Below are 15,950 nucleotides of genomic sequence, written 5' to 3'. Positions count from 1 at the left end.
GTGCGCACGCAGCATCAGCAATCCAGCGGATTGCGCTTCTCGGGGTCAATACCGAACTCGGTGATGGCCTTGGCCACGGCCTTGCGTTCGATGGCCCCGCGATCGGCGAGTGCCTGCAGTGCAGCGACTGCGACCCAGCGACGGTCTACTTCGAAGAAGTCGCGCAGCTTGGCGCGCGAGTCGCTGCGGCCGAAGCCATCAGTACCCAGCACTTGGTATTCGCGTGAAGGAACCCACTGACGAATCTGGTCAGCGAACAGCTTCATATAGTCGGTCGAGGCTACAACCGGGCCTTCGCGGCCTTCCAGGCACTGCTCGACGTACGTCTTGCGCGGCTCTTCGGTCGGGTGCAGGCGATTCCAGCGATCCACGGCCAGGCCGTCGCGGCGCAGTTCGTTGAAGCTGGTCACGCTCCAGACGTCGGCGCCTACGCCCATCTTGGCGAGGATATCCACTGCGGCGCGCACTTCGCGCAGAATGGTGCCGCAGCCCAGCAGCTGAACGCGATGCTTGAAGTCGCCCTTGGCTTCCTCGAGCAGGTACATGCCCTTGAGGATGCCGTCTTCGACGCCCTGCGGCATGGCCGGCTGCTGGTAGTTTTCGTTCATCACGGTGATGTAGTAGTAGACGCTCTTCTGCAACTCCATCATCTCGTGCATGCCGTGATGCATGATCACTGCCAGCTCGTAGCCGTAAGTGGGGTCATAGCTGCGGCAGTTGGGGATGGTGCTGGCGAGGATGTGGCTGTGACCGTCCTCGTGCTGCAGGCCTTCACCGTTCAGCGTGGTGCGTCCGGCAGTACCGCCCAACAGGAAGCCGCGAGTCTGCGCATCACCGGCGGCCCAGGCCAAGTCGCCGATACGCTGGAAGCCAAACATCGAGTAGAAGATGTAGACCGGCAGCATTGGTTGGTTGTAGTTGCTGTAGGCGGTGCCCGCCGCGATGAACGAGGAGAAGGCGCCAGCTTCGTTGAGGCCTTCCTGCAGGATCTGGCCGTCTTTTTCTTCGCGGTAGTACATCACTTGGTCGCGGTCGACCGGCTCGTACAGCTGCCCCACCGGGGAGTAGATGCCCAGCTGGCGGAACATGCCTTCCATGCCGAAGGTGCGCGCCTCGTCGGCCAGAATTGGCACGATGCGTTTGCCCAGGTCCTTGTCCTTGACCAGCTGCGAAAGAATCCGGCCAAAGGCCATGGTGGTGGAAATTTCGCGGTCGCCGGAGCCGTCAAGTACCGCCTTGAGTGTTTCCAGTGGCGGCGTCGGGATGCTGAAACTCTTCGGCCGGCGCTGCGGCAGATGACCGCCGAGCTTCTCACGGCACTTGCGCAGGTACTTCATTTCCGCGCTGTCTTCGGCCGGACGGTAGAACGGCAGCTCCTCGAGCTGCGAGTCGTTGACCGGGATGTCGAAGCGATCGCGGAATTTCTTCAGGCTGTCGATATCGACTTTCTTGGTGTTGTGGGCGATGTTCTTCGCCTCACCGGCACCGGTGCCGTAGCCCTTGATCGTCTTGGCCAGAATGACCGTTGGCTGGCCCTTGTGGTTGACCGCCTGGTGGTAGGCCGCATAGACCTTGTAGGGGTCGTGACCGCCCCGGTTGAGCTTCCAGACTTCCTCGTCGGACAGCTTCTCGACGCGCTTGAGCAGCTCCGGATCGGCGCCGAAGAAATGCTTGCGCACGTAGGCGCCGTCTTTGGCCTTGTAGTTCTGGTATTCGCCGTCGATCGCCTCGTCCATGCGACGCTGCATGCGACCGTCGTCGTCCATTGCGAACAGCGGGTCCCACATGCGGCCCCAGATGACCTTGTTGACGTTCCAGTTGGCGCCTTTGAACACGCCTTCCAGTTCCTGGATGATCTTGCTGTTGCCGCGTACCGGGCCGTCCAGGCGCTGCAGGTTGCAGTTGATGACGAACACCAGGTTATCGAGATTCTCGCGGCCGGCCAGGGAGATGGCGCCAAGGGTTTCCGGCTCGTCGCACTCACCGTCACCGATGAAGCACCATACGCGCTGCTTGCCTTTGGGGATGAAACCGCGGTTTTCCAGGTACTTCATGAAGCGTGCCTGGTAGATCGCCGTGATTGGACCCAGGCCCATGGAGACGGTCGGGAACTGCCAGAAGTCCGGCATCAGGTGCGGGTGCGGGTAGCTCGAAAGCCCCTTGCCATCGACTTCCTGGCGGAAATTGAGCATCTGATCTTCCGTCAGTCGACCTTCAAGGAACGCACGCGAGTAAATCCCCGGCGAGGCGTGGCCCTGATAGTAGATCAGGTCGCCGCCATGCTCCTCGGTAGGAGCCTGGAAGAAGTAGTTGAAGCCGATGTCATAAAGCGTCGCGCTGGAGGCGAAGGTGGAAATGTGTCCACCCAGATCCGGGTCCTTCATGTTCGCGCGCATCACCATCGCCAGCGCGTTCCAGCGGACCAGGGAGCGAATGCGTCGCTCCATGAACAAATCGCCGGGCATCTTCGCTTCGCGGGTGACAGGAATGGTGTTGCGGTACGGCGTGGTGATGCCGTAAGGAAGTGGCGTGCCGCTACGGGTGGCCAGTTCCCCCATCCGGGTCATCAGATAGTGGGCGCGGTCTTCACCTTCGCGGTCGAGTACTGACTCGAGGGCGTCCAGCCATTCCTGGGTTTCGACGGGATCGAGATCTTGCATGGCTTGCTCCAGGGCGGAAAGGCTTCCAGAATCGGTTGCCTGCTTCGCGGCCGGCTTTGTGGGCCGGTGCGTATATGTTCTTGGATGTTTGGCCGGGGGTAGAGCCGGGCTCTGTAGTTTTACTACAAAACAGCCGTTGATTCAGCCCCCCGCTACATTTTTTCGTAGTAAAACTACAATCTCAGCGGTTCGGCCTGATTCGCTGGTTCCGGCATAAACTGCTCTAGCACGGGTGCTCCCGCTTGCGCAGTAGTCAGTCAAGGCATTAAGGAACTTTTTATGAGTCTGCCCTTATTGATTGCATTACCGACGTCGTTCCAATCTTTGGTCACCCGAGCCGAGGAGACGTTCCTCGGTACGGTACGCGACTCATCGGCGCAGGCGGAACAGCAATTTACCGCTTGGCCGTCGGCGCGTCGCGAAGCATTCGGCCGGGTATGTGCAGCCAGTGACTTCGTCAGCGAACAGGTTAGCCGAGATCCCGAGATGCTGCTCCAGTTGGCCGAGTCCGGGCTGTTGGAGCGATCGTTGCGCAACACGGAGATGCGCACGGCACTCGCCGAGATGCTCAACGAGTGCACCGATGATGACGGTCTGGCTCGCCAGTTACGGCGGTTTCGCAATCGGCAGCAGGTGAGGATCATCTGGCGCGATCTGACGCGTCAAGCGGATCTGGCCGAGACGTGCGGCGATTTGTCCGACATGGCCGACGCCTGTATCGACCTTGCCTACCAGTGGCTTTATGCGCGCCACTGCGAGCAGTTCGGCGTACCCACCGGCCGGCGCAGCGGTGACGCGCAGCACATGGTCATCCTCGGTATGGGCAAGCTGGGTGCTCGCGAGCTTAATCTGTCCTCCGATATCGATCTGATCTTCGGTTATCCCGAAGGCGGCGAAACCGTCGGCGCCAAACGGTCACTGGATAATCAGGAGTTCTTCATCCGTCTCGGCCAGCGGCTGATCAAGGCGCTGGATGCGCCGACTCTGGACGGCTTCGTTTTTCGCGTGGACATGCGCTTACGGCCTTACGGCTCATCGGGCTCGCTGGTGCTGAGCTTCAATGCGCTGGAGCAGTACTACCAGGATCAGGGCCGCGACTGGGAGCGTTACGCGATGATCAAGGCGCGGGTCGTAGCCGGTGATCAAGGGGCGGGTAAAGAGCTGCTCGATATGCTGCGGCCGTTCGTCTATCGGCGTTACCTCGACTTCTCCGCCATCGACGCGCTACGCAGCATGAAGCAGCTGATCCAGCAGGAAGTCCGGCGCAAAGGCATGGCCGCGAACATCAAGTTGGGTTCCGGCGGTATCCGCGAGGTGGAATTCATCGCGCAGGCGTATCAACTGATTCACGGCGGGCGCGACCTGAGCCTGCAGCAGCGGCCGTTACTCAAGGTGCTGGCGACTCTGGCCGGGCAGGGCTACCTGCCATCGGCGGCCGTCGACGAGTTGCGCGAGGGCTATGAGTTCCTGCGCTACACCGAGCACGCGTTGCAGGCCATCGATGACCGTCAGACACAAATGTTGCCGGACAGCCAGATCGACTGTGACCGCGTGGCCTTCATGCTTGGGTTCGACAGCTGGGAAGCCTTCCATGAGCGTCTGTTGCATTGGCGTGGCCGGATCGACTGGCATTTTCATCAGGTGATTGCAGATCCCGACGAAGACGAAAACGCTGAAGGCGAGGCGCTCGTCGGAGGCGAATGGCTGCCCTTGTGGGAGCAGGATTGGGATGAGGAGTTCGCCTGCCGCCAGCTGGCGGATGCGGGTTTTCATGATGGCCAGGCAGCCTGCGTGCGTCTTGCCGCGCTGCGCAGCGGCAGTCAGGTACGAACCATGCAGCGCCTTGGGCGGGAGCGGCTCGATGCCTTCATTCCTCGCTTGCTGGCGCAGGCGGTCGAGCAGGATGATCCAGATCTGGTGCTCGAGCGGGTATTGCCGCTGGTCGAAGCCGTCGCGCGACGTTCGGCCTATCTGGTCTTGCTGACGGAAAACCCCGGTGCGCTGCAGCGGTTGCTGGAGCTCTGCGCCGGCAGCCCCTGGATCGCCGAACAGATCGCGCGTTTCCCGTTGCTGCTTGACGAGCTGCTCAATGCCGGGCGGCTGTTCAGTCCGCCGCAGGCCCCGGAGCTGGCGGCTGAGCTGCGTGAACGGCTGGCGAGAATTCCCGAAGACGATCTCGAACAGCAGATGGAGGCGCTTCGACATTTCAAACTGGCGCATCGGTTGCGAGTCGCTGCGTCGGAGATTGCCGGCACCTTGCCGCTGATGAAGGTCAGCGATTACCTGACTTGGCTCGCCGAAGCGGTCCTCGAGCAAGTGCTGGCGCTGGCCTGGCGGCATACGGTGGCGCGTCATGGTCAGCCGCGGCAAGTGGACGGAAGCCTATGCGATCCGGCGTTCGTGATTGTCGGCTACGGCAAGGTCGGTGGTATCGAGCTCGGCCACGGTTCCGATCTGGATTTGGTGTTTATCCATGATGGCGACCCCAATGCCGAAACCGATGGCGTCAAGCCCATCGATGGCGCCCAGTTTTTCACCCGGCTGGGCCAGCGCATCATTCATCTGCTGACCACCCAGACCACCTCTGGTCAGCTTTACGAAGTCGATATGCGGCTGCGACCTTCCGGTGCTTCCGGGCTGCTGGTCAGCTCGCTGAGTGCCTTCGATCGCTACCAGAGCCAGGAAGCCTGGACCTGGGAACACCAGGCATTGGTGCGTGCTCGCGTGTTGGTCGGCTGTCCGCAGCTGACGGCGGATTTCGAGGCGGTACGCGCGGCGGTACTCGGCCGTGCGCGTGATCTCGAGCCATTGCGCCGCGAGGTCAGCGAGATGCGCGCCAAGATGCGCGACAACCTCGGCACCCGTGCGACGCAGGCGGGCTTGGGTGAGAAGGCGTTCGAGGCGGAGGGCGAGTTCAATCTCAAGCAGGATGCCGGTGGTATCGTGGATATCGAATTTATGGTGCAATACGCGGCTTTGGCGTGGTCGCACCAGCATCCGCAACTGCTGCGCTATACCGATAACATCCGCATTCTCGATGGGTTGGAGCAGGCCGGGTTGATGGCCGGCGATGAGGTTCGGCTGCTGCAGGATGCCTACAAGGCATACCGCGCCGCGGCTCACCGGCAATCACTGCAAAAACTGCCCGGGGTCGTGAGTGGGGACCAATTTCATGACGAGCGTCGCGCGATAATGCGCATCTGGCGTGAGCTGGGGCTCAGCTGATCTCGTCTGCAAACACAGCATTTATCGAATTCCGAGGTGGCAACAATGTCGATGGCCGATCGTGATGGCGTGATCTGGTATGACGGTGAGCTGGTTCAGTGGCGCGACGCGACCACCCATGTGCTGACTCACACCCTGCATTACGGCATGGGCGTTTTCGAAGGCGTGCGTGCCTACGACACACCGGCCGGCACCGCGATCTTCCGCCTGCAGGCGCACACCGATCGCCTGTTCGACTCGGCGCACATCATGAACATGAAGATGCCGTACTCGAAGGACGAGATCAACGAGGCGACCCGCGCTGCCGTTCGCGAGAACAACCTGGAAAGCGCCTACATTCGCCCGATGGTCTTTTACGGATCCGAAGGCATGGGCCTGCGCGCCAGTGGTCTGAAAGTGCACGTAATCGTCGCCGCCTGGCACTGGGGTGCGTACATGGGTGATGAGGCGCTGGAAATGGGCATCAAGGTGCGCACCAGCTCCTTCACCCGGCACCACGTCAACATCAGCATGACCCGCGCAAAATCCAACGGTGCCTATATCAACTCCATGCTGGCCTTGCAGGAAGCCATTTCTGGCGGTGCCGACGAAGCCCTGATGCTCGATCCGGAAGGCTATGTCGCTGAGGGCTCGGGCGAGAATATATTCATCATCAAGGACGGCGTGATCTACACCCCGGAAGTCACCGCCTGCCTCAACGGCATCACTCGCGGGACCGTGTTGACGTTGGCCGATGAGCTCGGCATCAAAGTGGTGGAGAAGCGTATTACGCGCGACGAGGTCTATATTGCCGACGAAGCCTTCTTCACCGGGACTGCCGCTGAAGTCACCCCGATTCGCGAAGTCGACGGCCGCAATATCGGCGTCGGTCGTCGCGGTCCGGTCACCGAGCGCATCCAGAAGGCCTATTTCGATCTGGTGTCTGGCAAGACCGATGCGCACGCCGAGTGGCGAACGCTGGTCAAATAAAGCCGGAAGCTGGAAGCCAACAGTCGGAATTGAAATAATTCCGGCGTTCGCTTCCAGCTTCAAGCTTATGGCTTCTCGCTTATGAATATTCTGATTGTGGGTCCCAGCTGGGTCGGCGACATGGTGATGGCGCAGACGTTGTTCGTCTGCCTGAAACAGCGCCATCCCGATTGCCAGATCGACGTGCTCGCACCGGAGTGGAGTCGCCCGATTCTCGAGCGTATGCCCGAAGTGCGTCAGGCGCTGAGCTTTCCGGTCGGGCACGGCGTGCTGGATATGGCGACGCGGCGCACTATCGCGCAGAGCCTGCGTGGCCAATATCAGCAGGCGATCCTGTTGCCGAATTCGTTAAAGTCGGCGCTGGTCCCGTTCTTTGCCGGTATCCCGAAACGTACGGGGTGGCGCGGCGAGATGCGCTTCGGCCTGCTCAATGACATACGCAAGCTGGACAAGCAGCGCTATCCGCTGATGATCGAGCGCTTCATGGCACTGGCCTATGAGCCCGGCACCGAGCTGCCCAAGCCGTATCCGAAACCGTCACTGCGCATCGTTGAGGAAACACGCGATGCCGCGTTGGCACGTTTCGGTTTGACGTTGGACCGACCTGTGTTGGCGCTCTGTCCCGGAGCGGAGTTCGGCGAATCCAAACGCTGGCCAGCCGAGCACTTCGCCAAGGTGGCGGAGGCGAAAATTCGTCAGGGATGGCAGGTCTGGCTGTTTGGTTCGAAGAATGATCATGCCGTCGGCGAAGAAATTCTGCAGCGGCTGATCCCCGGGCTTCGCGAAGAAGCGCTGAACCTCGCTGGCGAGACCAGCCTGGCCGAGGCCATCGACCTACTTTCATGTGCCGAGGCGGTTGTCTCCAACGATTCGGGACTGATGCACGTCGCGGCGGCGCTCGGTCGCTCGCTGGTGTCAGTTTACGGTTCTACCTCGCCTGCCTTTACGCCACCGTTGTCCGAGCAGGTCGAAGTCGTACGCCTGGGTCTCGATTGCAGCCCTTGTTTCGAGCGAACCTGCCGTTTCGGCCACAACAATTGCATGCGTGAACTGCAACCGCCGCTGGTCATCGAGGCTCTGGATCGCTTGGTTCCGCAGCCGGTCGAGGTGCGCTGAGTGAGGGTTCTGCTGATCAAGACCTCCTCGCTGGGCGACGTCGTGCATACGCTTCCTGCGTTGACCGATGCGCAGCGAGTCCTTCCCGGGATTCAGTTCGACTGGGTCGTGGAGGAGGGCTTCGCCGAGATCCCGGCGTGGCATCCTGCGGTGGCGCAGGTCATTCCCGTGGCGATTCGCCGTTGGCGAAAGCATCCTCTGCAAACCCTTCGTTCTGGTGAGTGGCGACGCTTCAAAGCGCGTTTGCGCGAGGCCCACTATGACCTGGTCATCGATGCGCAAGGTCTGCTCAAGAGCGCCTGGCTGACCCGTTACGTCAATGCCTCGGTCGCCGGCCTGGATCAGGTCTCGGCGCGGGAGCCGCTGGCGTCGCGCTTTTACGATCGCCGCTACGCCGTGCCGCGTGACCAGCATGCCCTCGAGCGAGTGCGGCAGTTGTTCGCGCAATCGCTCGGTTATCCGGTTCCCGAAACGATTGCCGATTACGGGCTGGATCGTAGCCTCCTAGCGACACCTAACGAGCAGCCCTATCTATTGTTTCTGCATGGCACTACCTGGCCGAGCAAACATTGGCCGGAACCCTACTGGCGCCAATTGGCCGAGCGCATGAGCGACTTCGGTTGGGCGATCCGTCTTCCTTGGGGCAATGCCGACGAAAAGGCGCGCGCCGAGCGCATCGCCAGCGGACTGGGCGGCGTATCGGTATTGCCCCGGCTGAATCTCGGCGGTATCGCCAAGGTAGTCGCCGGTGCGCGTGCCTGTGTGGCGGTGGATACGGGGCTCGGCCATCTGGCCGCGGCACTGGATATACCGAGTATCTCGCTTTACGGCCCGACCCTGCCCGGCCGTGTCGGTGCGTACGGACGTTCGCAAGTGCATCTGTGCGCCAGTGGCCCGAACGCCGGTAAGGGCGATCGGCATAAACCCTGCTTCGACGACCTGTCACCCGAACGCGTCGCCAGCGAACTCAAGGCCCTGTTGCGGTCATCGGAGACACCCTGATGCAGCTGGCCTTCATCCTTTACAAGTATTTTCCTTTCGGCGGGCTGCAGCGCGACTTCATGCGCATCGCGCTGGAATGCCAGCGTCGCGGACATGTCATTCGGGTCTACGCAATGATCTGGGAAGGTGAGGTGCCCGAGGGCTTCGAGGTGCTGATCGCACCCGTCAAGGCGATCTTCAACCACACCCGTAACGAGCGCTTTACCGCCTGGGTCGAGGCGGACCTGGCAAAGCGCCCGGTAGACCGCGTGATCGGCTTCAATAAAATGCCTGGGCTCGATGTGTATTACGCGGCAGACCCCTGTTTCGAAGACAAGGCACAGACCCTGCGCAACCCGATCTATCGTCGCTGGGGGCGCTATAAGCATTTTGCGGAGTACGAACGTGCGGTGTTCGATCCGCAGTCGAAGACTGAAATTCTGATGATTTCCGAGGTCCAGCAGCCGCTGTTCGTCAAACACTACGCAACGCCCGCCGCGCGCTTTCATCTGCTTCCTCCGGGCATCGCTCAAGACCGGCGTGCGCCGAGCAATGCCGCTGAGATTCGCCAGGCGTTCCGCGACGAATTCACACTGGGCAGCGAAGAGCTGTTGCTGGTGCAGATCGGCTCCGGCTTCAAGACCAAGGGCCTCGACCGCAGCCTTAAGGCGGTAGCCTCGCTTCCCCGCCAGTTGAAAAGGCGCGTGCGCCTGTTCGTCATCGGTCAGGACGACCCGAAGCCCTTTCAACTGCAAGCGAAGACGTTAGGAATATCCAGCCAGATCGAGTTTCTCAAGGGGCGCAGCGATGTTCCACGTTTTCTGCTCGGGGCCGATCTGTTGATCCATCCGGCTTACAACGAGAACACCGGCACCGTCCTTTTGGAAGCCTTGGTCGCCGGTTTGCCGGTGCTCGTCACCGATGTCTGCGGTTACGCCCATTACATCGCGGACGCTGACTGCGGGCGCGTGGTGTCCAGCCCGTTCGATCAAAACCAGCTCGATCGCATGCTGGCCGAGATGCTCGCCGATGACGGGCAGCGCAGTCGCTGGGCATACAACGCCCTGGCTTATGCTAACCGCGCCGACCTTTACAGCATGCCCGAGCGGGCAGCCGATGTGATTCTGGCGGAGCGTTAATGAAACTTATCCTCGCAGAACCCTTCAAGACGCTCTGGGCTGGTCGTGATCCGTTCGAAGCGGTCGAACAATTGCAAGGCCAGGTATATCGGGAGCTGGAAGGCCGCCGTACGCTCAGAACGGAAGTCGAGGGTCGCGGCTATTTCGTCAAGATTCATCGTGGCATCGGCTGGGGTGAGATCGTCAAGAATCTCAGTACTGCCAAGCGACCGGTGCTCGGGGCGGGTCAGGAGTGGCGCGCCATCCAGCGGCTGCACGACGTGGGTGTGCCGACCATGACGGCTGTGGGCTATGGCGAGCGAGGCGGTAATCCCGCTACCCAGCATTCGTTCATCGTGACCGAAGAGTTGGCGCCGACGATCAGCCTCGAAGACTACAGCACTGATTGGCTGCAAATTGCGCCTGAGCCCAGGCTCAAGCGTGCGCTGATCGAAGAGGTTGCCCGCATGACCGGTACCATGCATCGCGCCGGTGTAAATCATCGTGACTGCTATATCTGCCATTTTCTGTTGCATACCGACAAACCAGTAACCGCCGAAGATTTCCGCCTGTCGCTGATCGACCTGCATCGCGCGCAGGTGCGCCGGCAGACACCACGTCGATGGCGCGACAAGGATCTGGCTGGCTTGTATTTCTCGGCGTTAGGCATCGGCTTGACCAAGCGCGACAAGTTGAGGTTTCTACGGAGCTACTTTCAAGCGCCGCTGCGCCAGATCCTACGCGACGAGGCGGCGCTGCTGTCGCGTCTGGAGAGCAAGGCCGAGAAGCTGCAGGACCGTAAGCTGCGCTACGGGAATGCGCTCTGATGGCTGGCTGGACACTGGACCCGGCCTATGCCGATCTGAGCGAAGACTTCGGTAGTCTGGAGTGCGTGTTCAAGCTCGAAGGCGAGCGGCTGACTCAGGACGACCTGTCGGAGGTCATCCGCATCGAGCGCAACGGTGTGCGCTATTACGTGAAGCGGTACTCCGGGGCGGGCAAAGGGTTGCGTCGATTGGTTGGCCGCCCGCGGGTCAAGGCCGAATGGCAGAATCTGATGCTCTTTCGTCGCTGGGGCATTCCGACCGCTCCGATTGTGGCGTACGGGCTGGAGCGCCGCAATGGTGCTTTTTTGCGTGGAGCGCTGATTACCAAGGAGCTGGCGCAGACTGAGGATCTAGCCCTGCTAGCCAACACTGCCGATGTACGGCTGCGGGACGGGCGGTGGGTGCAGGATGTCAGCCTGCAACTGGCACGTTCGGCACGGACGATGCATGACCGCGGGTTTGTTCACAATGACCTCAAGTGGCGCAATCTGCTGGTCGATCCCCAGCGTCGGCTGTATCTGATCGACTGTCCCACTGGTGACTTTTGGCGCGGACCGCTATTGCAGAGGCGCATCGTCAAGGACCTGGCTTGTCTGGACAAGGTTGCCAAGTACCAGCTAACGCGGACGCAGCGCTTGCGTTTCTATCTGCAATACAGCGGTCACCGGAAGCTGGATAGTCGAGACAAGGCCAGGGTCAGGGCGGTCTTGAGGTTCTTCGAGGGTCGTGAATGAACAGATTGAAGCTCGGCGAGCTGGCAAAAGCCGGTCGTAATCCGTCGCTGCCACTGGTTCTGGATCTCTCTTCGGGCGAAATGCTCATCGAGTCGTGGTTGCGTGTCTTGCCGGGGCAGCGTTATGTCGGGCGGGCTGAGTGGAAAGGGCGTCAGGTATTGGTCAAGATGCTGGTCGGAGATAAGGCTGGTCGACACTACCAGCGTGAGCGGCAGGGTGCTGCGCTCTTGGTTGAGCAGGGCCTACCGACGGCTACTCTGCTGGACGAGGGGTGGGTTGAGCGAGAGGGTGGGTGGCTGACGTTCGGTTATCTCGAGGGGGCTTGGAGTCTCTGGAGCCTTTGGCGGGAAGCCGAGCAGGATACGCCGCTGTCTTCCGCCCAGGAGCAGGTACTCGCGGATGCGCTCGCGCTTATCGCACATATGCACGCGCGCGGCATCTGGCAGGCTGATCTACACCTCGACAATCTGCTGCGTGCAGGCAATCAGCTCTATGTAGTTGACGGCGGTGGCGTGAAGGCGGAAGTGCCCGGAAGCCCGTTGTCCCGGGAGCGGGTGCTGGAAAACCTTGGTGTTTTCTTCGCCCAGTTGCCGGCGGAGCTTGAGCCGTTCATCGAAGAGGTGCTGGTGCACTATCTGCTCGCCAATAGCCAGCATGCGTTGCCGTTGGAGGCGTTGCTCAAGGAGATCCGCAAGACTCGCGCCTGGCGTCTAAACGATTACCTGAAGAAGGCCGCGCGCGATTGCAGTCTCTTCAGCGCGCGTATCGGAGCATTCGGTGCGCAGGTGGTGAGGCGCGATGAGGAATCAGGCCTGCAGGCGGTGCTTGCCGACCCGGATGCGTTCATCGTCAAGGGTAGGCTCTTCAAGACCGGCGGCGCCGCTACCGTAGCGCAGGTCGACCTAGATGGGCGGCCATTGCTGATCAAACGCTACAACATCAAGAATCCGCTGCATTGGCTCAAGCGCTTCTGGCGCCCAAGCCGGGCGTGGCATAGCTGGATCGAAGGCAATCGCCTTGATTTTCTGGGGATCGCCACGCCGCGCTTGCTGGCTGTAATCGAGCGCCGCTGGTTGTGGCTACGTGGCCCCGCTTGGCTGATTACCGAATTGCTCCCCGGTGAAGATATAATCGCGCGTTTTCAGCCGTACCTGGATAGCTGTCCGCCCGAGGAAGAGTTGTCCGCGCTGGACCAATTGTTCGCGGCGCTGATTCGCGAGCGCATCAGTCATGGCGATCTCAAGGGGCACAACCTTTTCTGGGAGCGGAGCCGCTGGGCACTCATCGATCTCGATGCCGTTCAGCAACATGGCAGCGATACCAGCTTCGCCCGGGCCTATGCCAAGGACCGCGCACGTTTTCTGCGCAACTGGCCGGCCGACTGCGCCCTGCATCGACTGCTTGACCAACGTTTACCCGCGGTGCCCGGCACCAGCATCGAAGATTAAGAGGCAATACCCGTGGCATTGACGATTCTCGGCCTTTCCGGCGCCCTCAGTCATGATCCTTCCGCCGCCCTGTATATCGACGGCAAGCTGATCGCCGCCGTCGAAGAAGAGCGCTTCGTGCGTGACAAGCATGCCAAGAACCGCATGCCGTACGAATCCGCCAAATTCTGCCTTGAGCAGGCCGGCATCAAGCCGTGCGACGTCGATGTGGTGGCAATTCCGTTCGCACCCATCAGCATCTTCGAAAAGGCGCGCTGGCACTATGCAAAGCGTTACTGGTACGCACCGGATCGTGCGCTGGATGCCATCCTTATGGGCAACCGCCGCTACTACCGCTACAAGAAACGCATTGAATGGTGTCTCCAGCAGCTCGGCTTCGACCTGAAGAAGGTCAAGCTGCAGCCGGTCGAGCATCACCTGGCACATGCCTCCAGCGCTTACCACTGCTCCGGTTTTACCGAGAAGACCGCGATCCTCGGCATCGACGGCAAGGGTGAATACGCCACCACCTTCTTCGGCTGGGGCGAGAATGGCAAGATCCACAAGATCAAGGAATTCTACGACCCGGATTCCCTTGGCGGTCTCTACGGCGCGATCACTGAATATCTCGGTTTCGAGATGCTTGACGGCGAATTCAAGGTCATGGGCATGGCGCCCTACGGCGATGCCGCCAAGTATGACTTCTCTCGCCTGGCCACGTTCGAGAACGGCGAGCTGACCATCAATACCGAGTACGCCAATGTCATCGGCTTCCGTCGTTACAAGGAGAAGGGCAAGGGCTATTACTTCTCGCCCAAGCTGATCGAGTGGCTGGGCCCCAAGCGCGAAGGCGATATCGCCGACGATCCCTACATCCATTACGCGGCCGCCATGCAGGCGCTGTTCGAAAAGCTCGTGCTGCAGATGATGGACTATTACCTGGGCGACATCATTCGCGAGACCGGCAAGATTGCTTTCGCCGGCGGTTGCGCGCTTAACGTCAAGCTCAACCAGAAGATCATCGCCCGCGACGACGTCAAAGAGCTGTTCGTCCAGCCTGCCTCCGGCGATGCCGGGACCGCGGTTGGTGCGGCTGCCTACGTCTCCCACCAGCGCGGTGTACCGGTGGAAAAGATGGAGCACGTCTATCTCGGCCCGTCTTATTCCAACGAAGATGTCATCGCGGCCTGTGCCCGGCACCCGAACCAGCCGGTGTTCAAGCAGATCACCAACACCCCCGAGCGCATTGCCATGATCATGGCGGACGGAAACCCCGTGGCCTGGTTCCAAGGGCGCATGGAGTTCGGCCCGCGCGCTCTTGGCGGCCGTTCGATCATCGGCTGTCCGAGCGTGCCGGGCGTGGCCGATCGCATCAACGAGCAGATCAAGTTCCGCGAGCGCTGGAGACCCTTCTGCCCGTCCATGCTCGATACAGTTGCATCACAAATGCTCAAGGTCGATCACCCCAGCCCGTTCATGACCTTCACCTTCGAGGTCAACGAGGGTTGGAAGGAGCGCGTCGGTGAAGTGGTTCACGAGGATGGCACGTCGCGCGCCCAAGTACTGGAGCGCCGGCACAATCCGCGCTGGTACGACCTGATGCTGGAGCTGGAGAAGCTGACCGGTAACGGCGTGTCGCTGAACACCTCGCTGAACCGCCGTGGCGAGCCGATGATCTGTTCGCCAGCCGATGCGCTGAACATGTTTTATGGCTCGGATCTGCAGTACCTGATCATGGAGGACATCCTCGTGGTCAAGGAGGGCAAGGGTTGGTATGACGGCGTCTGAGCAATGGGTGCTGCAGTTCTGTCATAGCTATGACGGTCCGTTTCTCGATTGTGCGCGGCAATACGCCGCGCTTTTCGTTGGCACGTCCCACAAGGTATGTACTGTCTATCTCACCGGCGCTCCGAGCGATCATGTGGCGGAGGGTTCGCCTTCCGATGAGGTGATCTTCCTCGATTACAGCAGCCGCGACGTACGTGGCCTGAAGCTGCGCGCAATTCGCGATATCCGCAGGATATCCAGAGCACGCAATTTCGCTTTCTGTATCGCTCATCGGTTCAAACCAGTTTACGTGGCGTTGCTGGGAACTAACTTGCCGGTGATTGGAGTGCATCATGCGTTTGGTGACTACCAACGCCGCTCACGTCAACTGTTCGCCAATCATTATTGCAAGCGCCTTGCCCTGCTCGGTGTTTCCAACGCCGTACGCGATGACCTCCGAGCCTGCTTGCCGAAATGGCCAGCTGAGCGCATCCATACTTTGTACAACCGTATTGATATAGCCGCCGTGCAGGCAGGACAGGTTTCCCGTGAAGAGGCGCGTGCATTTCTGCAACTACCTCAGGATGCCTGGATCGTTGGGAACGTGGGCCGCCTCCATCCGGACAAGGATCAGGCAACGCTGATCCGTGGCTTCGCCCAGGCGCTGCCTAATCTGCCTGGCGGCAGCCTGCTGGCCATCATGGGTAGCGGTAAGCTGGAGGACTCGTTGAAAGCACTGGCTATCGAGCTAGGCGTTGCTAGGTCGGTGCGTTTTCTCGGGCAGGTGCAGCGGGGGCGGTGCTACTTCAAAGCGTTCGATTTGTTCGCGTTGACATCAGATCATGAACCTTTCGGAATGGTGTTACTTGAAGCCATGGCGGCCGGAGTTCCGGTTGTCTGCAGCGATTGTGGTGGTGGCAAAGAGGTAGTGGCCAGCCACGGGATGTTGTTTCCGCTGGCGGATTCGGAAGCCTTGTCCTCCCTGTTGATGATTCAGTCTTCATTAGCCGAAATTGACCGCTGCGAAATTATCTCTTCTCAGTCTGCGCGATTACAGCAAGAATTCTCCGATGCCATAGCAGTGGAAAAATTCTGGTACTTCTATAGACATATTGAGTAGTGCGTG

The 15,950-nt window shown here is 60.5% G+C and carries 11 protein-coding genes; 10 read left to right on the top strand and 1 reads right to left on the bottom strand.

Annotated features, from left to right (window positions below; all coding sequences use genetic code 11):
* Nucleotides 1-14: 14 nt before the first annotated feature.
* Entirely contained in the window at nucleotides 15-2,660 is a 2,646-nt protein-coding gene (gene aceE / locus CH92_RS18695) for a pyruvate dehydrogenase (acetyl-transferring), homodimeric type (protein ID WP_025243284.1), read from the bottom strand.
* Between the two features lie 279 nt (nucleotides 2,661-2,939).
* Between aceE and glnE the strand changes: the two genes are divergently transcribed.
* From glnE to CH92_RS18645, 10 genes are all read left to right on the top strand, one after another.
* Nucleotides 2,940-5,885 (top strand): bifunctional [glutamate--ammonia ligase]-adenylyl-L-tyrosine phosphorylase/[glutamate--ammonia-ligase] adenylyltransferase, encoded by a 2,946-nt coding sequence (gene glnE, locus CH92_RS18690; protein ID WP_025243283.1) that lies wholly within the window; start codon nucleotides 2,940-2,942, stop codon nucleotides 5,883-5,885.
* A gap of 45 nt (nucleotides 5,886-5,930) precedes the next feature.
* The gene (ilvE, locus tag CH92_RS18685; RefSeq protein ID WP_025243282.1) at nucleotides 5,931-6,854 is read left to right on the top strand and encodes a branched-chain-amino-acid transaminase; all 924 of its coding nucleotides are present in this window, start codon (nucleotides 5,931-5,933) and stop codon (nucleotides 6,852-6,854) included.
* A gap of 81 nt (nucleotides 6,855-6,935) precedes the next feature.
* Complete coding sequence (waaF, locus tag CH92_RS18680) at nucleotides 6,936-7,970, top strand: lipopolysaccharide heptosyltransferase II (protein ID WP_025243281.1); 1,035 nt, start codon at nucleotides 6,936-6,938, stop codon at nucleotides 7,968-7,970.
* Nucleotides 7,971-8,972: a lipopolysaccharide heptosyltransferase I gene (gene waaC / locus CH92_RS18675; RefSeq protein WP_025243280.1), complete on the top strand. Its 1,002-nt coding sequence runs from the start codon at nucleotides 7,971-7,973 to the stop codon at nucleotides 8,970-8,972.
* Nucleotides 8,972-10,090 carry a glycosyltransferase family 4 protein gene (locus CH92_RS18670; RefSeq protein WP_025243279.1) on the top strand — a complete coding sequence of 373 codons (1,119 nt, stop codon included), beginning with the start codon at nucleotides 8,972-8,974 and terminating at the stop codon, nucleotides 10,088-10,090. The genes waaC and CH92_RS18670 overlap by 1 nt, the downstream gene beginning before the upstream one ends.
* Nucleotides 10,090-10,896, top strand: a complete 807-nt coding sequence (rfaP, locus tag CH92_RS18665; protein WP_025243278.1) for a lipopolysaccharide core heptose(I) kinase RfaP — start codon at nucleotides 10,090-10,092, stop codon at nucleotides 10,894-10,896. Before CH92_RS18670 ends, rfaP begins: the two co-directional genes overlap by 1 nt.
* A complete protein-coding gene (locus CH92_RS18660) occupies nucleotides 10,896-11,630 on the top strand; it encodes a lipopolysaccharide kinase InaA family protein (RefSeq protein WP_025243277.1) in 735 nt (244 codons plus the stop codon). Before rfaP ends, CH92_RS18660 begins: the two co-directional genes overlap by 1 nt.
* Entirely contained in the window at nucleotides 11,627-13,078 is a 1,452-nt protein-coding gene (locus tag CH92_RS18655) for a lipopolysaccharide kinase InaA family protein (protein ID WP_423832608.1), read from the top strand. Before CH92_RS18660 ends, CH92_RS18655 begins: the two co-directional genes overlap by 4 nt.
* Before the next feature lie 12 nt (nucleotides 13,079-13,090).
* Entirely contained in the window at nucleotides 13,091-14,845 is a 1,755-nt protein-coding gene (locus CH92_RS18650) for a carbamoyltransferase family protein (RefSeq protein WP_025243275.1), read from the top strand.
* The gene (locus CH92_RS18645; protein WP_025243274.1) at nucleotides 14,832-15,944 is read left to right on the top strand and encodes a glycosyltransferase; all 1,113 of its coding nucleotides are present in this window, start codon (nucleotides 14,832-14,834) and stop codon (nucleotides 15,942-15,944) included. Before CH92_RS18650 ends, CH92_RS18645 begins: the two co-directional genes overlap by 14 nt.
* Nucleotides 15,945-15,950 lie beyond the last annotated feature (6 nt).

Origin of the sequence: Stutzerimonas stutzeri (assembly GCF_000590475.1) — a bacterium.
GTDB lineage: Bacteria > Pseudomonadota > Gammaproteobacteria > Pseudomonadales > Pseudomonadaceae > Stutzerimonas > Stutzerimonas stutzeri_D.
This window is presented reverse-complemented; position numbering and strand designations above follow the sequence as displayed.